Origin of the sequence: Marinactinospora rubrisoli (genome assembly GCF_042664915.1) — a bacterium.
Classification (GTDB): Bacteria; Actinomycetota; Actinomycetes; order Streptosporangiales; family Streptosporangiaceae; genus Marinitenerispora; species Marinitenerispora rubrisoli.
Map to the genome: position 1 here is coordinate 44,235 of NZ_JBHTBH010000015.1, position 19,450 is coordinate 63,684.

15 protein-coding genes are annotated in these 19,450 nt (G+C 74.5%); 8 read left to right on the top strand and 7 right to left on the bottom strand.

Features of this window, described 5'->3' with window-relative positions:
- The first annotated feature begins 8 nt into the window (after window positions 1-8).
- Complete coding sequence (locus ACFQRF_RS25085) at window positions 9-2,969, top strand: SNF2-related protein (RefSeq protein WP_379873658.1); 2,961 nt, start codon at window positions 9-11, stop codon at window positions 2,967-2,969.
- On the top strand, window positions 2,966-3,727 hold the full coding sequence (locus tag ACFQRF_RS25090; RefSeq protein WP_379873659.1) for an SWIM zinc finger family protein: 762 nt from the start codon (window positions 2,966-2,968) through the stop codon (window positions 3,725-3,727). The genes ACFQRF_RS25085 and ACFQRF_RS25090 overlap by 4 nt, the downstream gene beginning before the upstream one ends.
- A 704-nt stretch (window positions 3,728-4,431) precedes the next feature.
- On the opposite strand, the gene ACFQRF_RS25095 is transcribed toward ACFQRF_RS25090, so the two are convergent.
- On the bottom strand, window positions 4,432-4,830 hold the full coding sequence (locus tag ACFQRF_RS25095; protein WP_379873660.1) for a MerR family transcriptional regulator: 399 nt from the start codon (window positions 4,828-4,830) through the stop codon (window positions 4,432-4,434).
- A 159-nt stretch (window positions 4,831-4,989) separates the two neighbouring features.
- Here ACFQRF_RS25095 and ACFQRF_RS25100 point away from each other — a divergent pair, with 159 nt between their 5' ends.
- Both ACFQRF_RS25100 and ACFQRF_RS25105 read left to right on the top strand, forming a co-directional pair.
- Complete coding sequence (locus ACFQRF_RS25100; RefSeq protein ID WP_379873748.1) at window positions 4,990-5,910, top strand: NmrA/HSCARG family protein; 921 nt, start codon at window positions 4,990-4,992, stop codon at window positions 5,908-5,910.
- A gap of 213 nt (window positions 5,911-6,123) precedes the next feature.
- Window positions 6,124-6,744 (top strand): TetR/AcrR family transcriptional regulator, encoded by a 621-nt coding sequence (locus tag ACFQRF_RS25105; protein ID WP_379873661.1) that lies wholly within the window; start codon window positions 6,124-6,126, stop codon window positions 6,742-6,744.
- Window positions 6,745-6,833: 89 nt separating this feature from the next.
- Here ACFQRF_RS25105 and ACFQRF_RS25110 read toward each other — a convergent pair whose 3' ends face one another.
- The 4 genes from ACFQRF_RS25110 to ACFQRF_RS25125 all read right to left on the bottom strand — a co-directional run bounded on the left by ACFQRF_RS25110 (window position 6,834) and on the right by ACFQRF_RS25125 (window position 13,932).
- A complete protein-coding gene (locus tag ACFQRF_RS25110; protein ID WP_379873662.1) occupies window positions 6,834-7,037 on the bottom strand; it encodes a cold-shock protein in 204 nt (67 codons plus the stop codon).
- A 245-nt stretch (window positions 7,038-7,282) separates the two neighbouring features.
- Window positions 7,283-9,601 (bottom strand): FdhF/YdeP family oxidoreductase, encoded by a 2,319-nt coding sequence (locus ACFQRF_RS25115; RefSeq protein ID WP_379873663.1) that lies wholly within the window; start codon window positions 9,599-9,601, stop codon window positions 7,283-7,285.
- A 135-nt stretch (window positions 9,602-9,736) separates the two neighbouring features.
- Window positions 9,737-10,846, bottom strand: coding sequence for an enolase C-terminal domain-like protein (locus tag ACFQRF_RS25120; RefSeq protein WP_379873664.1), 1,110 nt, complete (start codon window positions 10,844-10,846; stop codon window positions 9,737-9,739).
- Window positions 10,843-13,932 carry an FAD-binding and (Fe-S)-binding domain-containing protein gene (locus tag ACFQRF_RS25125; protein ID WP_379873665.1) on the bottom strand — a complete coding sequence of 1,030 codons (3,090 nt, stop codon included), beginning with the start codon at window positions 13,930-13,932 and terminating at the stop codon, window positions 10,843-10,845. Before ACFQRF_RS25125 ends, ACFQRF_RS25120 begins: the two co-directional genes overlap by 4 nt.
- A gap of 218 nt (window positions 13,933-14,150) precedes the next feature.
- Here ACFQRF_RS25125 and ACFQRF_RS25130 point away from each other — a divergent pair, with 218 nt between their 5' ends.
- Window positions 14,151-15,173 (top strand): SDR family oxidoreductase, encoded by a 1,023-nt coding sequence (locus ACFQRF_RS25130; RefSeq protein WP_379873666.1) that lies wholly within the window; start codon window positions 14,151-14,153, stop codon window positions 15,171-15,173.
- Window positions 15,174-15,221: 48 nt separating this feature from the next.
- Here the strand turns inward: ACFQRF_RS25130 and ACFQRF_RS25135 are convergent, their stop codons facing one another.
- The gene (locus ACFQRF_RS25135) at window positions 15,222-16,031 is read right to left on the bottom strand and encodes a DUF6597 domain-containing transcriptional factor (RefSeq protein ID WP_379873667.1); all 810 of its coding nucleotides are present in this window, start codon (window positions 16,029-16,031) and stop codon (window positions 15,222-15,224) included.
- Between the two features lie 144 nt (window positions 16,032-16,175).
- Between ACFQRF_RS25135 and ACFQRF_RS25140 the strand changes: the two genes are divergently transcribed.
- Together ACFQRF_RS25140 and ACFQRF_RS25145 are read left to right on the top strand one after the other, a co-directional pair.
- Entirely contained in the window at window positions 16,176-16,727 is a 552-nt protein-coding gene (locus ACFQRF_RS25140; protein WP_379873668.1) for a TIGR03086 family metal-binding protein, read from the top strand.
- A 229-nt stretch (window positions 16,728-16,956) separates the two neighbouring features.
- A complete protein-coding gene (locus ACFQRF_RS25145) occupies window positions 16,957-17,949 on the top strand; it encodes a glycoside hydrolase family 5 protein (protein ID WP_379873669.1) in 993 nt (330 codons plus the stop codon).
- 234 nt (window positions 17,950-18,183) lie between these two features.
- On the opposite strand, the gene ACFQRF_RS25150 is transcribed toward ACFQRF_RS25145, so the two are convergent.
- The gene (locus tag ACFQRF_RS25150; protein WP_379873749.1) at window positions 18,184-19,086 is read right to left on the bottom strand and encodes a LysR family transcriptional regulator; all 903 of its coding nucleotides are present in this window, start codon (window positions 19,084-19,086) and stop codon (window positions 18,184-18,186) included.
- A 233-nt stretch (window positions 19,087-19,319) separates the two neighbouring features.
- On the opposite strand from ACFQRF_RS25150, the gene ACFQRF_RS25155 reads away from it, so the two are divergent.
- Window positions 19,320-19,442, top strand: a complete 123-nt coding sequence (locus ACFQRF_RS25155) for a hypothetical protein (protein WP_379873670.1) — start codon at window positions 19,320-19,322, stop codon at window positions 19,440-19,442.
- Window positions 19,443-19,450 lie beyond the last annotated feature (8 nt).

Below are 19,450 nucleotides of genomic sequence, written 5' to 3' on the forward strand. Positions count from 1 at the left end.
GAGCCGGGGTGCTGGTACTGCACGGCGTGTGGGCCGGGGACGGGGTGGCGCTGTGGGCGGAGGACTCCGGCGCGGTGCCGGGCGGACCCGGTCCGGACCCGTCGGCGCACCCGTTCGCCGTGACCGCCGCCGCGCTGCGCGCGGCCGCCGCTGCGGTGGACGCTCCGGGGGCCGCAGCGGCGGCCGAGCGCTGGCTGCGGCTCCGGCTGCCCGCCACCGCGGGCCGTCCGCTCCCGTCACCCGAGCTGGGCGGCGGGCCGGCGGAGGGCAGCGCCGAACTGCGCGAGTGGCGGGCCCCGGCCCTGGTGGTCAGGGCGCCGGACGCCGTGCGGCTGCTGGCGGCGCTGGACGGAGCGGTCGCGGCGGGCCCGGTGCCCGGCCCGGGCCTGCGCCATCTCGCCGCGGTGCGGCGCTTCGCCGGGCGGCTGGCCTCGGCGGGGCGGCTGCTGCCCGTCCCGGTGGACGGCGGCCCGCCGCGGTGGCGCCCGGTGCTGACCGGCGTGGACGCCCGCCACGCCGCCGGGCTGGTCGCCGCCCTGCGGGCGGTGGGCCGCGCACACGTGGCGGCCGATGCGGACGGCCGGGCGGGGCGGCTGGTGTTCGAGGCGCTGGGCGCGCTGCTGGACGCCGACGTGCGCGCCCGGCTGGGGCCGCTCGCCGGGCGGCTGGATCGCGCGGTGCCGGCCGCGGACCGGGATTCGGGGCGGGGCCGCCGCCTGCGGGACTGGTACCGCCAGGCGCACCGGCCGCGCGAGCGCGCCCGCCTGGTGGTGCGGCTCCGCGAGCCCGAGCCGGCCGATGAGCCCGGTGCGGCCGAGGCGTGGCGGGTGGAATTCTGGGTGCGCTCCGGCGACGACCCCAGCCTGCAGCTCCCGCTGCGCGAGCTGTGGCTGGGCTCGGGCGCGGCGTGGCTGCCCGATGACGTGGAGGAGACGGTGCTGCGCGAGCTGCACCGCGCCGCCCGGCACTACCCGGCGGTGCGCGGCGCGCTGCGCGATCTCGCCCCCGACGGGATCGGCATGGGGACCGGTGGCGCGTACGCGTTCGTCCGCGACGTCGCGCCTCGGCTGGCCTCCGCCGGGTTCGACGTGGTGCTGCCGCACTGGGCGGCCGGTGGCTCCGCGCTCGGCCTGAAGCTCACCGTGCGGGAGCGCCCGGCGGCGGGCGGCGGCTCCGGGATCGGTGCCGAGGAGCTGGTGGATTTCTCCTTCGAGGCGGTGCTGGGCGACACCGTGCTGGACGTGACGGAGCTGGCGGAACTCGCCCGGCTCAAACAGCCGCTGGCGCGGCTGCGCGGCCGGTGGGTGCGGGCCGACCCGGCCCACCTGCGCGCCGCACTGGACTTCCTGCGCCGCCGGGGGCGGGGGCGGGCGCGCCGCGAGGAGGCGGTGCGGATGGCGGTCGCCGCGGAGGCCGCCCCCGGGCTGCCGGTGGCGGAGGTGGACGCCGACGGTGAGCTGGGGGCCCTGCTCAGCGGCGCGGCGGAGCGCCGCCTCGCCCCCATGCGGACCCCCGACGGCTTCGATGGCACCCTGCGCCCCTACCAGGAACGCGGCGCCGCGTGGCTGCGGTTCCTCGGCGGCCTGGGGCTGGGCGCGATCCTGGCCGATGACATGGGGCTCGGCAAGACCGTGCAACTGCTGGCGGTGCTGGCCGACGAGCGCGCGGAGCGCACGCCCGGCCCCACCCTGCTCGTCTGCCCGGTGTCGCTGGTGGGCAACTGGCAGCGGGAGGCCGCGAAGTTCACGCCGAAGCTGCGGGTGCACGTCCACCACGGACCGGACCGGCCGCACGGCAACGCGCTGGCCCGGCTGCTGGGCGAGACCGACCTCGTCGTCACCACCTACGGCGTGGTGCTCCGCGACGCCGGCGAGCTGGCGGCGATGCCGTGGCACCGTGTCGTCTGCGACGAGGCGCAGGCCGTCAAGAACAGCGACGCGCGGCAGACGCGGGCCGTGCGCGCGCTGCCGGCCGAGGCGCGGATCGCGCTGACCGGCACGCCGGTGGAGAACGACCTGGACGAGCTGTGGTCGATCATGGAGTTCGCCAACCCCGGCCTGCTGGGTCCGGCCGCGGCGTTCCGGCGCGGCATCGCCGACCGGGTGGAGCGCGACGCCGACAGCCCGGACGGCCGGGCCGGGGCGGCGCTGCTGCGCCGGCTGACCGGCCCGTTCATCCTGCGCCGGGTCAAGACCGACCGGTCGATCATCTCCGACCTGCCCGAGAAGCAGGAGATGCGGACCTGGTGCACGCTCACCCCGGAACAGGCCCAGCTGTACAAGGCGACGGTGGACGACATGACCGAGCGGCTCGGCGACGCGGAGGGCATGCGGCGCAAGGGGCTGGTGCTGGCCACCATGGCGCGGCTGAAGCAGATCTGCAACCATCCGGCGCAGTTCCTGGGGGACGGTTCGGCGCTGGCCGGGCGGTCCGGCAAGCTGGACCGGCTGGAGGGGCTGCTGGCCGAGGCGCTGGCGCAGGGCGACCGGGCGCTGTGCTTCACCCAGTACACGGCGTTCGGGGACCGGCTGGCGCCGTACCTGGCGGCGCGGCTCGGCCGCGAGGTGCTGTGGCTGCACGGCGGCACCCCGCGGCCCCGGCGCGAGGAGATGATGCGCCGGTTCCAGGAGGCGGACGAGCCCATGGTGTTCCTGCTGTCGCTGAAGGCGGCCGGGACCGGGCTCAACCTCACCGCCGCGAACCACGTGGTGCACATCGACCGGTGGTGGAACCCGGCCGTGGAGGACCAGGCCACCGACCGGGCGTTCCGAATCGGGCAGCGGCGCGACGTCCAGGTGCGCAAGCTCATCTGCGTGGGAACGCTGGAGGAGCGGGTGGACGAGATGATCGAACGCAAGCGGGCGCTGGCGGGCAGCGTGGTGGGCACCGGCGAGGAGTGGCTGACCGAGCTGTCCACCGCCGACCTGCGCGAGGTGCTGCGGCTGGCCCCCGAGGCGGTGGCCGGATGAGCGGAAGCGGCCCCGCTTGGGCGCGCCGGTTCGTGGCGGTGCTGGAGGCCGGCGCGGAGCACGGGCGGCTCGCGCGCGGGCGCGGCCACGATCGCGCCGGAGCGGTCACCGGCCTGCGGGTCCGGCCGGGGGAGGTCACGGCGCAGGTCCGCGGCCCGGCGGGCCGCCGTTACCGGGTGAGCCTCATCGTGGTGGAGCTGGACGCGGCCCAGTGGTCGACGGCGGCCGCAGCGCTGGCGAGTCAGCCGCTGTTCCGGGCGCGGTTGCTCGCCGGTGAACTGCCACCGGAGGTGGAGCTGGTGTTCGACCGGCTCGGCCTGCCGCTGCTGCCGCGCGGCGCGGCCGACGTGGTGGCCGGCTGCTCCTGCCCGGACTGGCGGCAGCCGTGCGAGCACGTCGCGGCCACCCTGTACGCCCTGGCGGACGCGCTGGGCGGCGACCCGTTCCTGCTGCTGACCTGGCGCGGCCGGGAGAAGGGCGCCTTCCTCGCCGAACTGCTCCGGCACGCGGGCGCGCGGCAAGATGACCGGGCGGATTCCGCCGACGGCTCCGGCGATGCCGCGCCGCCGGCCTGCCCGGAGCCGCCCGAGCCGTCCGCCGCGGACTTCTGGGCCCCGGTGCCGCTCCCTCCCCCGCCCGAACCGGTGGGGCCGCCGGTGTGGGCGCTGCACGAGACGGACGGCGAGCCCGAGGCGCTCGTGGCGGAGCTGCTGCCGCTGTACGAGCGGCTGACCGGGAGCGCCGCTGATGCGAGCTGAGTACCCGGCTCGTCGGCGGCAGATCGGCGGTCCGGCCGCGGGTGTCGGCCGCACCCGCCGGCCGGTGCGCCGGTGACCAGGTGCTGCCGGATCGCGGCGTCGGGGCGCACCACGATGACACGCTCTGGGCGGTCAGCCCCGTGCCGGGCCGCGTGGCGGAGCGCTTCGCGGCCGAGCCGGTCAGGGGACCATGCGACTCGTCGGCACGGTCGGACGTGCGTTCTCGGGCTCAGGTTCGGCACCGCGGAGCGGGCACGAGGAGTGCCTTCCGGTCGATCTGCCGCTTTTCACATCCTGGTGCCGGTCGCGTCCTCACACCGCCGAGGACAGCACGCTGATCACCCGGCGAAGGTCGGCGCGACACGGTGCCGCTGAAGGCGCAGCCCGGTCGCTGATCACTGGACCGCGCACCATTCCCTCAGGGGAGGAGGACTGCCGCCGGATGTGGCGGTAGGTCCCTGACCTGGGCGACGGTTCGGTGACGGCGCCGTTTTGCCCGGTTCGCGGCCTCTACAGGCCCTCGTCTGAATCGTCGGTCCTGCCCGGCGTTTGCGGCTCCTGACGCGTTCGATAACGGCATTCCAACACCTGGATCAGAACGGCCGGTGGTGGTAAGCCGTCGCCTCGACGGCTCGCTGACGCCAGACGTCCCTTTCACCGGGTCACGGCCTGGCTCTCCCGAAGCTCCGGCAACGGACCCCTGCTCAGGATTCACGTCCTGTTCCGTTCAGGGGACCGGCAGGCGGGTGGCGAAGGTGCCGGTCCTGCTCGCGCGCCTCGGTGATGCAGTCGTCCAGCCGGTTGCGCGCTTCCCACAGGTCCGCAATCTGCCGGTCCATGCGGTCGCGCTCGACTCCGAGCAGCTCCAGCAGTTCCGGTGAAACCTTACCGGAGTCGGCGAACGGCAGTATCTCGCGGATGGTTCTGCTGGGCAGGCCCTCGGAGTAGAGCCGTTGGATCAGCCTGACCCGTTCGACGGCATCGGCCGGATACTGGCGCTGGCCACCCGGATTCCGGGTGGAGTGCAGCAAGTCCTGCTGCTCGTAGTAGCGCAGCGCCCTGACGCTGACGCCCGCCTTCGCGGCGACCTCTCCGATTCGCATCCCAGCTCCTGGCCCGGCGTCACGTTTCCGGACTTGCATCTGACGTTGGCGTCAGCTTTTAGCGTAACGGGCACCACTCACTTCTCAGTCCCCTCAGGAGGGATCAGCGATGCGCATCAGGAACACGGCCGTGATCGTCGAGAGCGGCGCGTGATCGACATGGCCGGCATCAACAAGACCGTCGTCGTCCTGGGTGCCACGGGACAGCAGGGAGGATCGGTCGCCGCGGCCCTGCGGGCCGACGGCTGGGCGGTGCGCGCGGTCGTGCGCGATCCGTCCAGCCACCGTGCCCGGTCGCTCTCCGCCGTCGGCGTCGAAACCGTTCGCGGTGACCTCGGCGATCCGGAGTCGCTCCGCGCGGCGTTCTCCGGCGCCCATGGCGTCTTCAGCGTCCAGCCGAATTCCGGCCAGGCCGGCGCCGCCGTGACCGACGAGGACGAGGTCCGCTTCGGCACGACGGTGGCCGACATCGCCGAGTGCTGCGGCGTCGCCCACCTCGTTTACAGCTCGACGGTCGCTGTGGGGCCGACACCGACGGGAGTCGCTCATCTCGACGTCAAGGCCGCGGTCGAGGCCCATGTCCGGAATCTGGACATCGCCAGCACCATCATTCGGCCGGCCACGTTCATGGAGATCCTGGTGCTCCCGGGAATGGGCCTCGACCGGGGACGCCTGCACTTCCTGATGAGCCCCGACCGGGTCCACCAGTTGATCGCGGTGCGCGATATCGGCCGGATCGTCGCCGTGGTCTTCGGCTCACCCGATCGCTACGCCGGCCGCACCATGGAGATCGCCGGTGACGCTCTCACCGGCACTGCCCTGGCCGAGCATCTGACCCGTGCCGCCGGCCGACCAATCAGCTACAGCCGTCTGCCGGAGACACTGCTGGCGCAGGATGAGGTCCTCGGCAAGTTGGCGGCACTCGCCGACGACGGCAGGCTGGCGGGAAACGCGAACCTCGACGCGTTGCGAGCCGAGTTCCCCTTCCTGCTGCGCTTCGATCGCTGGCTTGCGGGCCCTGGTGCGCGCCTCCTCGAAGAGGCGCTCCGTTCCACGGACACGGGGTTCGCTCTGCGCTGAAGGAGGCCCTGTGGGCGATCCGGCCTCTCCCCCCAGGGCCAGCGACCAAGTAGCTGCCCCGCCCCGGGTCCGGTCCGGCGGTGGCCGAGCGACCACTCCACGGCCGCGTTCAGATCGTCGCAGGTGCCGGCACGCACCGCTGTCCTGGCCCTCCCCACCCGGGGTCGAGGTCGTTCGCCGCGCGGCCCGGGCCGCCGTGCGATCATGGGGCTCATGACCGGCGAGCCAGCCAAGAACGCCACCCGGGCCCTGCGCGCCGACGCCTGGCGGAACCACGAGCGGATCATCCGCGCGGCCATCGAACTGCTCGCCGAGCACCCGGCCGCCACGATGGAGGAGCTGACCGCGGCCACCGGACTGGGCCGCACGACCGTCTACCGGCACTTTCACACCCGCGAGCATCTGGTGGCGGAGGTGTATCGCGCCTCGTTCGCGGGCGCCCGCCGGGTGTTCGCGGAGGCCGGGCTGGAGTCCTGCCCCACAGCGGAACTGCTGGGCCGCGCCGTGGCTGCCGGGCTGGCGGCGGTGCGCGCGTACCCGGTGCTGATCAACGGGCCCGGTCTGGACGTCGGCGTGGGCGGCGGGCTGAACGCCGACTACACCGACTGCCTGGACGCGCTGGCGGTCGCCATGGGCCGCGCGCAGCGGGCGGGGCTGCTCGATCCGGCGCTGCCGCCGCGCTGGCTGGCCAACTCGCTGCTGGACGACTGCGCGGGCGCGGCGCTGTTCGCGGCGGAACTGCGCGGATGCGGGCGGGATCCGCAGGAGCTGGTGGTGGAGGCGTTCCGGCGGGCCTGGGGCGGCCGGCTGGCGGGCGCGGGACCGGCCAGGTAGCGGCGGCCGGGCCTGTTCGGGGCCGGACGCGAAAAGGGGGCCGCACGGGTGTCACCGGGCGGCCCCCTTCGGCGTGGCGTACGCCGATGCTAGAGGCCGCGGACGTTCTCCGCCTGCGGGCCCTTCGGACCCTGGGCGACGTCGAACTCCACGCGCTGGTTCTCTTCCAGGTTACGGAAGCCGTTGCCGGAGATGTTGCTGTAGTGGACGAACACGTCCGGGCCGCCCTCGTCCTGGCTGATGAAGCCGTAGCCCTTTTCGCCGTTGAACCACTTCACGGTGCCCTGCGTCATGCCGGGCCTCCTTCCGAGACGGATTCCAGACCCGCGCTCTGCGGCGTCTGCGGGTGCTGCGAACCTTCCTCGAAAAGAAAAACGCCCGCTGGTCAAAAACTCCGCAGGCGATCACAAGCGATCAGGCGAAATCAAGACGGCACCTGGTAATCAAACTAGCACACACCCACGGGCGGATCCACGGTGCGCAATCCCTGGCCACCCGTCCGTCCCGGTGCCGGCCGGAGCCGGCACCGGGACGGGCGTCAGATGACCGCGGGGGTACCGCTGTCGGCCTCGAAGCGCACCACGACGGACTTGGAGGTCGGCGTGTTGCTGATCTCGGCGGTGGAGTCGAGCGGAACCAGCACGTTGGTCTCCGGGTAGTAGGCGGCGGCGCACCCTTCGGCGGTCGGGTAGTGCACGACCCGGAAGTGCGGGGCGCGGCGCTCCACACCGTCGGCGAACTCGCTGACCAGGTCGGTGTAGCCGCCGTCCGCCAGGCCGAGGCGTTCGGCGTCGCGCGGGTTGACCAGGACCACGCGGCGGCCGTCGTGGATGCCGCGGTAGCGGTCGTCCAGGCCGTAGATGGTGGTGTTGTACTGGTCGTGCGAGCGCAGGGTCTGCAGCAGCAGCCGCCCCTCGGGGACGTGCGGCGCGGTCACCTCGTTGACGGTGAAGTTGGCGCGGCCGGTGGCCGTGGGGAAGGTGCGGCTGTCGCGCGGGGCGTGCGGGAGGGTGAAGCCGCCCGGCGCGCGGACGCGGGCGTTGAAGTCCTCGAAGCCGGGGACGACCCGCTCGATGCGGTCGCGGACGCGGTCGTAGTCGGCCGCCAGCTCCTCCCAGGGCACGCTGTCGCCGGGACCGAGCACCCGGCGGGCGAGGCCGGCGATGATGTCGACCTCGGAGCGCATGCCGTCCGACAGCGGCGGCACCGAGCCACGCGAGGCGTGCACCTTGCCCATCGAGTCCTCGACGGTGACGAACCGCTCGCGCCCGTCGCGGACGTCACGGTCGGTGCGGCCCAGCGCGGGCAGGATGAGGGCCCGGGAGCCGGTGATCACGTGCGAGCGGTTCAGTTTGGTGGACACGTGCACGGTCAGCGAGCAGCGCCGCATGGCGTCCTCGGTGGCCAGGGTGTCGGGCGAGGCGGACACGAAGTTGCCGCCCATGGCGAAGAAGACCTTCACCGCTCCGTCGCGCATGGCGCGGATGGTGCGCACCACGTCGTAGCCGTGGTGGCGCGGCGGCTCGAACCCGAACTCGGCGCCGAGCGCGTCGAGGAAGTCATCGGAGGGCCGCTCGAAGATGCCCATGGTGCGGTCGCCCTGCACGTTGCTGTGACCGCGCACCGGGCACACCCCGGAGCCCGGCCGGCCGATGTCGCCGCGCAGCAGCAGGAAGTTGACGACCTCCCGGATGGTCGGCACCGAGTGCCGGTGCTGGGTGAGGCCCATCGCCCAGCAGACCACGGTCCGCCGGGACGCCAGCACCATGGCCAGCGCCTCCTCGATCTGCTCGCGCCTCAGGCCGGTGGCGGCGGCCACCTCGGCCCAGAACGTCGCGTCGTCGGTCTTGAGCAGGGCGGCGGCGAACTCCGCGAAGCCGCTCGTGTGCTCCTCGATGAAGGCGTGGTCGAGGGCGGAGCCGGCCCGGGCCTCGTCGGCCTGCAGCAGCAGCCGGTTCAGGGCGCTGAACAGGGCGAGGTCCCCGCCGAGCCGGATCTGCAGGAAGAGGTCGGTCAGGCGGGTGCCGCGGCCGAGTACGCCGTTGGGCGTCTGCGGGTTGCGGAACCGCTGCATGCCGGTCTCGGGCAGCGGGTTGACGGTGATGATGCGGGCGCCGGCCTTCTTCGCCTTCTCCAGGGCGGTGAGCATGCGCGGGTGGTTGGTGCCCGGGTTCTGGCCGGCCACGATGATCAGGTCGGCCTGGTAGAGGTCCTCCAGCAGGACGCTGCCCTTGCCGACGCCCAGCGTCTCGGTGAGGGCCGAGCCTGAGGACTCGTGGCACATGTTGGAGCAGTCGGGCAGGTTGTTGGTGCCGAACCGGCGGGCGAACAGCTGGTACAGGAACGCCGCCTCATTGCTGGTGCGTCCCGACGTGTAGAAGGCGGCCTGGTCCGGGGAGTCCAGGGCGGTGAGTTCGTCGGCGACGAGGGCGAAGGCGTCGTCCCAGCCGATCGGGGTGTAGTGCTCGGCGCCCTCGGCCAGGTACATCGGCTGGGTGAGCCGCCCCTGCTGGCCGAGCCAGTAGCCGGAGCGGCCGGCGAGCTCGGCGACGGAGTGGCGGGCGAAGAACTCCGGCGACACGGCGCGCCGGGTGGCCTCCTCGGCGACGGCCTTGGCGCCGTTCTCGCAGAACTCGGCCGGGTGCCGGTGGTCGGGCTCGGGCCACGCGCAGCCGGGGCAGTCGAAGCCCTTCTCCTGGTTGACGTTGATCAGCGTCAGCAGCCCGCGCCGGGCGCCGGCCTGCCGTCCGACGAACCGGACGCTGTTGACGACGGCCGGGATCCCGGCGGCGGCGTGCTTGGGCTCGCCGACCCGCGGTGCGTCCTGGCGCGGGTCGTCGATGGGTGCGCTGGACATTCGGGCAACCCCCTGTGCTGTGGGAAGTTCCTTGGACGCGCTCCCGGCGGCTCGGGAGCGGCCATCCGATCATTGTCCTCTCCCCTGGGATCGTCCGACGCATCGGCCCCGCTCGCCGGGCGCCGCGCCGCCGGATCAGCCGCGCCGGTACGGCTCGGCGTCGCGGTCCCGGAGTTCGAGGCCGTGGCCGGGGCGGTCCGGGTCCGGCCGCAGGGCGCCGTCCACCACAGGGGGCGCGCCGTCGAAGAACCGGGTCTCGATGCGGACGTGGTCGTGGAACCACTCGACGTGCCGCAGCCGGGGCGTCGCCGCCGCCACGTGCAGGTGCAGGTGCGGCGCGCAGTGCGCGGAGACGTCGAGCCCGTGGCAGGCGGCGAGCGCCGCGGCGCGCTGGAACTCCAGGATTCCGCCGCAGCGCGTGACGTCGATCTGCAGGCAGTCGACCGCGCCGGCCGCGCACAGGCCGTGGAAGTGGCCGGGGTCGAAGCCGTACTCGCCGGCGGCGACGTCCATGTCGACCCGCTCGCGCACCAGCCGCAGCCCGCGGGGGTCGTCGGAGGAGACGGGCTCCTCGAACCAGCGGACGTCGAGGCCGGCCAGGTGGCGGCCGATCCGGACCGCCTGTTTGACGCGGTATCCGCCGTTGGCGTCGGTGAACAGCTCGGTCCGCGGGCCGACGACGTCACGGGCGAGCGCCACGCGGTGCAGGTCCCGCTGCTCGCGGCTCCCCCACGACTCGGCGATCTTGATCTTGACGCGCGTGAAGCCCTGTCCCTGCGTCCACCCGGTCAGCTGGTCGCGCAGCAGGGCGTCGTCGTAGGTGGTGAGCCCGCCGCTGCCGTAGAGGGGGACCTCCGCGCGGACGGCACCGAGCAGCCGGTACAGCGGCAGGCCGAGCAGCCGGGCCTTGAGGTCCCACAGCGCCGTCTCCACCGCGGAGATGGCGCAGCTCACCACGCCGGGGCGTCCCGCGTTGCGGACGGCGGCCAGCATGTCCGCCAGGGCGGCCGGCACGTCCATGGCGGCGCGGCCGAGCACGCGCGGCGCGAGCAGGTCGCGGACGACGTCGGCGCACCCGGCGGCGCCGTACGTCCAGCCGAGGCCGTGCCGTCCGCCGCCGCGCACGCGCACCAGCACCATGGTGGTGGCGTCCCAGGTGAGGGTGCCGTCGCCGGACGGGTGGTCGACGGGCACGGTGTAGACGGCCGGCTCGACCGCCTCGACGGCCGGGTCGGCGCGGGTCACCGCCGCGGCTCCGGCGGGCGGCCGGCGGCCATGGCGGCCGCCCGCACCTGGTCCGGATCGTAGGCCGGGGCCCGGCGCGGAGCGGTGAGCCGCAGGGCGGCGCGCTCCGGCAGGCTGTGCGGGAGGGCGCCGCGCAGCGCCAGGTCGAGGGCCTCGGCCAGGTGCAGCGCGTCGCGGCCGGTGCCGGCGTGCTCGATCTGGGTGCGGCAGCTGAAGCCGTCGGCGAGCAGGAGGGCGTCCGGGTCGGCGGCGCGGACGGCGGGCAGCAGGCCGTCCTCGGCGCACGCCATCGACACCGCGTAGTGGCCGTCGGTGAACCCGAAGTCGCCGGCGAGCCCGCAGCAGCCGACGTCGAGCACGGTGGTCCGCGCTCCGGCGCGGGCCAGCAGCTCGCGGTCGGCGCCGAAGCCGAGCACGGCGTGCTGATGGCAGTGCGGCTGGGCGAGGGCGGCGCGCCCGAGGTCCGGCGGCCGCCAGTCGGCGGCCTCGCGGGTGAGGAATTCGGCGAGGGTGAACGTCTGGTCGCGCAGCCGTCCGACGTCCTCGTCGTGCGGGAAGAGGTCGGGGGCGTCGCTGCGGAGCACGGCCGTGCAGGACGGTTCCAGGCCGACGACGGGCAGGCCGGCCGAGATCTCGTCGCGCAGGGCGGCGACGGTGCGCCGCAGGACGCGGCGCGCCACGCCGAGCTGGCCGGTCGAGATCCAGGTCAGGCCGCAGCACAGCGCCGCTCCGGGGACGCGGACGTGGAAGCCGGCGGCCTCCAGGACGCGGACCGCCGCGGCGCCGATCTCGGGCCGCAGGTGGTCGGTGAAGGTGTCGGGCCACAGCAGCACGGTGCCGCGCGGCGGCCCGGCGGGCCCGCCGTCGCCACGGGCGGCGCGGCGGCGGAAGGCGTCGCGGAACCGGATCGGCGCGAAGGCCGGCACGGGGCGCTGCGCCGCCAGGCCGCCGAGCCGGGCGGCGGCGCGGGCGAGCGGCGGGGCGGCGGTGAGCGCGTTGACGGCTTCGGGGGCGAGGGCGGCGGCGCGGGCCCACAGCGGGAGCCAGCCCATGGCGTAGTGCGACCGCGGCCGGAGCCGCCGGGCGTAGTGGTGGGACAGGAACTCGGCCCGGTAGGTGGCCATGTCGACGTTGACCGGGCAGTCGTGGCGGCAGCCCTTGCAGGCCAGGCAGAGGTCGAGGGCGTCGTGGACCTCCCGGGACCGCCAGCCGTCGGCGACCAGGTCGCCCTGCAGCATGTCGAAGAGCAGCCGGGCCCGGCCGCGGGTGGAGTGCTCCTCCTCGCGGGTGACCCGGTAGCTGGGGCACATGACGCCGCCGGAGTCGTGCCGGCACTTGCCGACTCCGACGCAGCGCAGTGCGGCGCGCGCCAGGCTGCCGTCGTCGTCGGGGTAGCCGAAGTGCGTGGCGGGCGTCGCCGGCCGGTAGCGGGCGCCCAGGCGCAGGTTGTCGTCCAGCCGCTGGGGCGGGCCGCCGCCGGGGCGGATGAGCTTTCCGGGGTTCATCCGGTCTGCGGGGTCGAAGATCCGTTTGAACTCGGCGAACGCCGGCATCAGTTCGGCGCCGAACATCTTCGGCCACAGTTCGGCGCGGGACTGGCCGTCGCCGTGCTCGCCGGAGAAGGAGCCGCCGTGTTCGACCACGAGGTCGGCGGCGCGCTCGACGAAGCGCCGGTAGTCGGCGATGCCGGGCCGGGACCGCAGGTCGAACGGGATGCGGGTGTGCAGGCAGCCGTGGCCGAAGTGGCCGTAGAGGGAGGAGCGCTCCGCGAAGCCGAACTCCGTGAGCAGGGCGCTGAGGTCGCGGAGGTAGCGGCCGAAGTTCTCCGGGGCGACGGCCGAGTCCTCCCATCCCTCCCAGGTGTCGCGTTGTGCCGGCACCCGCGCGGTCGCGCCGAGGCCGGACTCCCGGATGCGCCAGAGCGCCGCTTCCTGTTCGGGGTCGTCGTAGATGCGGACGGTGGGCGGGTGGTCCAGCCGGAGCATGGCGTCGCGGAATTCCGCGGCGCGCTCCCGGGCCTGCCGCCGGTCGTCGCCGCCGAAGCGCACCATGAGCCATCCGTCGCCCTCGGGCAGCCCGTCGAGCGCGGCGGTGGGGGCGAGGCGCTTGCGGCGTTCGTAGCCGATGAGCTTGCGGTCGAGCCCCTCCAGGGCGAGGGGCCGGAACGGGGTGACGTCGGGCACGGCGTCCGCGGCGGCGAACACGTCCGGGTAGCCGCACACCGCCAGCGCGGAGGAGGCGGGCTCGCGGGCGAGCCGGAGTTCGGCGCGCAGCACGGTGACGAGGGTGCCCTCCGAGCCGACGAGGGCGCGGGCGACGTCGAACCCGTTCTCGGGGAGCAGCGCGTCCAGGTTGTATCCGGAGACCCGGCGGGGGATGTCGGGGAAGCGCCGCCGGATGGCGAGGGCGTAGTGGTCGCGCAGCTCGCGCAGCCGGCGGTAGATGTCGGCGCGGCGTCCCCCGGCCGCGAGGATTCCGGCGTACTCCTCGTCGCTGGTGGGGCCGACCCACATCCGGCAGCCGTCGTAGGTGAGCACTTCCAGGCGCCGCACGTTGTCCGACGTCTTGCCGTAGCTCTGCGCGGTGGAGCCGCAGGAGTTGTTGCCGATCATTCCGCCGATGGTGCAGTGGTCGTGGGTCGAGGGTTTGGGGCCGAAGACGAGGCGGCCGTGTCGGCGGGTCCGCGCGTTGAGGGTGTCGAGCACGATGCCGGGCTCGACCGTCGCCGTCGCGGCGTCGGCGTCGAGGTCGATGAGCCGGTTGACGTACTTGGACCAGTCCAGGACGACCGCGACATTGCAGCACTGGCCGGCCAGGCTGGTCCCGCCGCCGCGGGAGAGGACGGGGGCGCCGTGGTCCCGGCACACCGCGATCGCCTCGACGGCGTCCTCGACGTCGCGGGGCACCACGACGCCGATCGGCACCTGGCGGTAGTTGGATCCCCCGGTCGCGTAGACGGAGCGCGAGCCGGTGTCGAACCGGACCTCCCCGGCGACGCGCTCGGCGAGGTCCCGGCGCAGCGACTCCACGTCGACGGGCGGCCCCGCGTCGGCCCGCACTCCGGGAGCCGGTAGCTGTACGGCCACGGCTGGGCACCGCCTCTCCGGGTCGTCCGGCATCTCCTGCCCTCGAACGCACCGGCCGGCCGGGACGGCGGCCGGCCGGTGCGCCGTCCCGCTAACCACGAGGCATCGCGGCAAACCCTCCGGCCCGGCCCTGTCCAGGGCGTACACCCGCATGGCGGCGCGCGGCACGGGTAGCGGGTGGGGCGCACGCAGGCCGTCAGCGGGGACTGGGGGGCGAGATGACCGGTCGAGCCGATCGGGGGGCCCGGGCCAAGGTGGTGGTCGTCACGGGAGCGAGCGGTGGGATCGGCCGGGCCTGTGCCCGCCGGTTCGCGGCACGCGGGGACGCGGTGGCCCTGCTGGCGCGCGGGGTGAACGGGCTCGCCGCCGCAGCGGCGGAGGTCCGCGCCGCGGGCGGGACCGCGCTGGCGATCCCGGTCGACGTCGCCGACTTCGACGCCGTGGACCGCGCCGCCACCCGGGTCGAGCAGGAGCTCGGGCCGATCGACGTGTGGGTCAACGACGCGTTCACCTCGGTGTTCGCGCCGGTGACCGAGATCTCCGCCGCCGAGTTCCGGCGGGTGACCGAGGTCACCTACCTCGGCTACGTCCACGGGACCAAGGCGGCGCTGGCGCGGATGCTCCCCCGCGACCGTGGCGCCGTGGTGCAGGTCGGCTCCGCGCTGGCCTACCGGGGCATCCCCCTGCAGTCGGCGTACTGCGCGGCGAAGCACGCCATCCAGGGGTTCCAGGACGCGCTGCGCTGCGAACTGCTGCACGAGCGGTCCGGGGTGGCGGCGACGATGGTGCAGATGCCGGCGGTCAACACCCCGCAGTTCGACTGGGTGCTGTCCCGGCTGCCGCGGCGCGCCCAGCCGGTGCCGCCCATCTACCAGCCGGAGGTGGCGGCGCGCGCGGTGGTGTACGCGGCCGACCATCCGCGCCGCCGGGAGTACTGGGTGGGCGGCTCCACGGTGGCGACCATCGCCGCCAACAAGGTGATCGCGGGCCTGCTGGACCGCTATCTCGCGCGCACCGGCTACGACTCCCAGCAGACGGCGGAGCCCCGGCCCGCGGGGCAGGCCGCCAACCTGTGGCGGCCGGCCGACGGGGCCGAAGGACGGGACTTCGGGGCGCACGGCCGGTTCGACCGGCGGGCGCACCGGCGTTCTCCGCAGGCGTGGCTGTCCCGCCACGCGCGCGCGGTGGCCCTGGGGGCGGCGGCCGCCGGGGTGGTCTGGCTGGCGCGGCGTCCACGGTGAGTTCCGCGCCGGCCCGGGCGGGGAGGGGGCCGCCGGTGCGGGCCGGGTTCAGTCCCGGCAGGCGCGGCGGTAGCGGTGCGGCGGGACGCCGATGTAGGCGGTGAACTCGCGGGTGAGGTGGGACTGGTCGCTGTAGCCGAGTTCGGCGGCGAGCCGTGCCCAGGCGACGTCACCGCCCAGCCTGGCCCGCTCGGCCGCCTCGTACAGGCGGTACCGGCGGATCACCGCCTTGGGCCCCAGGCCCACGTGGTCGGCGAACCGGCGCTGGAGCTGGCGCACGCTCAGGCCGGCCCCGGCGGCGAGCCGTTCGACGGTGACCACGGCCGGGTCCGCGGCGGCGAGCTCGGCGACGGCGGTGGTGTCCTCCGCGGGCTGCCGGTGGCGCGGGAGCCGTTCGGCGAGGAACCGGTCCACGGCCGCCGCGCGCGCCGCGCCGTCCGGTGCGGCGGCGACGGTGGCCGCGGCCGTTGCGGCGTCGGCGCCGAGGACGTCGCCGAGGTCGAGCACCGTGTCGAGGATGCCGGTCATCGGGCGGCCCAGGAACGGCCGGAAGCCGGCCGGGCGGAACATGACGCCGAGCACCCAGCCCGCACCGCGCAGCGTCTGTTCCGACACCCGTGTGGTGGGCCCGTGCACCGTCGCCGCTCCCCCGGGCGTGAAGACGACGTTCACGACGGGGTGGGCGAACACCCGCTGGGTGAAGTCCGGCCGGCCGCGCAGGTCCCACGTGACGGCCCAGTACCGGTCGACGAACCGCGCCACCCCGGCGGAGGGCGGGTACCGGTCCAGCCGGAACCGGGTCAGCCCGGCGGCGGGCGCGATGATGCCGCGGGCGTCCTTGGAGACGGGTTCGACCACGTCAGCAGCTTAGAACGCGGCACCGGGCCACCTGGTCCCCGGTGTGGTGTGTCGCGTTTGTACAAGATCGCCGCGGGCGCCGGCGGCAGGATCTGCCGAGACGGAAGATCACGCGCGGCGCCCGGCCGCGGAGAGGAGAGCCTGATGAGCACGGTCGCGGAGCGGTACGCCCGTTATGCGCGCGAGTTCGCCGCCACGGTGGCGGCGGTTCCGGCGGACAGGTGGGAGGCGGCCTCGCCCTGTGAGGGGTGGACGGCCCGCGACGTGGTGCGCCACGTCGTGGAGACGCAGGGGATGTTCCTCGGCCTGGTGGGCCGTGAGCTCGGTGACATCCCATCGGTGGACGCCGATCCGGCGGCGGCGTGGCGCGCCGCGGCGGACGTGGTCCTGGCCGACCTGAGGGATCCGGAGCGGGCGTCGGCGGAGTTCGAGGGGCGACTGGGGCGGATGACGTTCGAGGAGTCGGTGGAGCGGTTCCTCTGCTTCGACCTCGTGGTGCACCGGTGGGACCTGGCCCGCGCCGCCGGGCTGGACGAGCGGCTGCCGCCGGAGGACGTGCGCTGGGTGCGCGGCCTGACGGCCGGGTTCGGCGACGCGCTGCGCGGCGAGCGGATCTGCGGCCCGGAGCTGACTCCGCCGGAGGGCGCCGACGAGCAGACCGCGCTGCTCGCCTTTCTGGGCCGCCGGTCCTGGTGACCGGTTCCGCCCTCACCGTCGAAGTACGCGCATGGGAAGGCTCCCATGCGCGAACTCGGCCATCTTCGCAGCTCGAGGCGACCGTGTCGGCGCCGACAACGCACTGTCACCCGACCAACCGGTTGTGTGATCGGCGCCACTGACCTACGATGACGCCAACCAGAGCCGGCGGCCCGCTCCCACCGCCGGGTGGTCATGCCCCTCGATCCCCCGACCACCGAGGTAGGTCATGAGAACACCCCTTCCCCTCTCCCTGGGTGCGGTGCTGCTCCTGCTGGTCTCCCTGCTCGGCGTGGCGTCCCCCGCGCAGGCGGCCACCGGATTCCACGTGAGCGGCGGTCAGCTCCTCGACGCCAACGGCACCCCCTTCGTCATGCGGGGCGTCAGCCACGCGCACACCTGGTTCCCCAACGAGACCGGTGCCTTCGCCGACATCAAGTCGCTGGGCGCCAACACCGTCCGCGTCGTGCTCAGCAACGGCCACCGATGGTCGCGCAACGACGTCGGTGACGTCGCCGACGTGGTGTCGACCTGCAAGGAGAACCGCCTGGTCTGCGTCCTGGAGGTGCACGACACCACCGGCTACGGCGAGGAGGGCGCGGCCGCCACGCTCGACCAGGCGGTCGACTACTGGCTGAGCGTGCAGGAGGCCTTGACCGGGCAGGAGCCGTACGTCATCGTCAACATCGGCAACGAGCCCTACGGAAACAACGAGAGCGTCAACGCGTCGTGGGCCGCCGACACCGCCGCCGCCGTGCAGCGGCTGCGCGACGCCGGCTTCACCCACACCCTCATGGTGGACGCGCCCAACTGGGGCCAGGACTGGCGGTTCATCATGCGCGACCAGGCCGCCGGCGTGTTCGCCCAGGACCCGCTGGCCAACACGGTCTTCTCCGTGCACATGTACGGCGTGTACGACACCGCGGCCGAGGTCGACGACTACCTGACCCGCTTCCACGAGGCCGGGCTGCCGCTGGTGGTGGGCGAGTTCGGGCACAACCACTCCGACGGCGACCCCGACGAGGACGCCATCATGGCCCGCACCGAGGCGCTCGGCATCGGCTACATCGGCTGGTCGTGGAGCGGCAACAGCGGCGGGGTGGAGTACCTCGACATGGTGACCGGCTTCGACGCCGACCGGCTCACGCCCTGGGGCGAGCGCATCTTCCACGGCGAGAACGGCATCCAGGAGACGTCCCGCCAGGCCACCGTCTACGACTGATCCACGGAGCGTGAGCCGTCGAGCGTCTGAAGCCGTCGACGCCCCAGCCGAAGGCCGAACCGCGTCGGCGGCGCAAGAAAGCGAGACGGCGAACGCGACCAGAAACACCGAGCAGTGAGCCGCCGAGCACCTGAAACCGTCGGCGCCTACCGCCGAAGGCCCACCCGCGTCGACGGCGCAAGAAAGCGAGACGGCGAACGCGACCACGAACCCGATCCCGGCCCGCCGCGCCCGCTACCCCGCGCGGCGGGCCGCCTCGCGCAGGGTCGCCACCATCGCCGGGACGGGATCGCCGGCCCGGGGCCGGTGCACCACGAAGATCTCCCGTGCGAGATCCAGGCCGGCCAGCGCGACGGCGGCCCACTCCCCCGGCGGCGCGGCCCGCAGGATCGTGCGGGGGATCAGCCCGACCCCCACGCCGGCGCGGACCAGCGCGAGCGTCACCTCATAGTCGCGGGTCTCGTAGGCGACGTTCAGCCGTACCCCCTCGGCTTCGGCGAGGCTGTCCAGGGCGATCCGGTTGGAGATGCCCGGCCCCCCGCAGATCCACTCGTCGGCCACCAGGTCCGCCAGCGGCACCACGGCACGGTCGGCCACGGGGTGGCCGGCCGGGAGCACCAGCAGCAGCGGGTCGGCGAACAGCCGCTCGCGGTGCAGTCCGGCGGCGGCAGGCAGCGCCACGCCCGGATAGCGGTGCGTGATGAGCAGGTCGAGGTCGCCGGAGGTGACCAGCCCGTACCCGTCGGGCGGCTCCACGTCGGAGAGCGCGAGCCGGACGTGCGGGTGGGTGTGCCCGAAGGCCGCCAGTGCGCTGGGCACCAGGATCTTGCCGGCGCTGGCGAACGCCCCGAGGGACAGCCGGCGCGGCTCCTCGTGCGCCACGGCGCGCACCGCCGCCTCGGCGTCGCGCAGCTCCCCCAGCACTCGCTCGCCGTGCTCCAGCAGCACCCGCCCGGCCTCGGTGAGGCGCACGCCGCCGCGGCCTCGTTCCAGCAGCGTGCAGCCGAGTTCGCGCTCCAGCTTGGTGAGCTGCTGGGAGAGCGCGGGCGGCGTGAACGACATGCGCTCGGCCGCCGCGGCGATGGAACCCGCGTGCGCCACCTCGACGAGCACCCGGAGGCGGTTGGCGTCCAGCACCATGGCCTCTCCCGCCTTCACCCGGCACGTCGCGCGCCGTTCCGCTTTGCCATCCACCCTAGAGCAGGCGCCCGGGCGGCCTCCGCAGGCGGTCGCGGACGTCGCCCCGTGTGGAGCGGCCCGACCGGAGCCGCCCGCCGCCTTCGAGCCGGCGGTTCGGCGGCGCCGAGGTGGGCGGCGGGTGCGGGCGGGCGCCCGGGAACGCCGGGCCGCCCGGCCGGTGCGGAGACGCCTTGACGGCGCACGCGAACCCGCACGCGGGCCGCTACGCCCTGCTCGCCGTATCGCACGGCGGCGGCTTCGGCCCCGGCCCGGTATGGGAGTTCCCGGTGCCCGGCCTGGACGGGTGGCGGTGACACGCCGC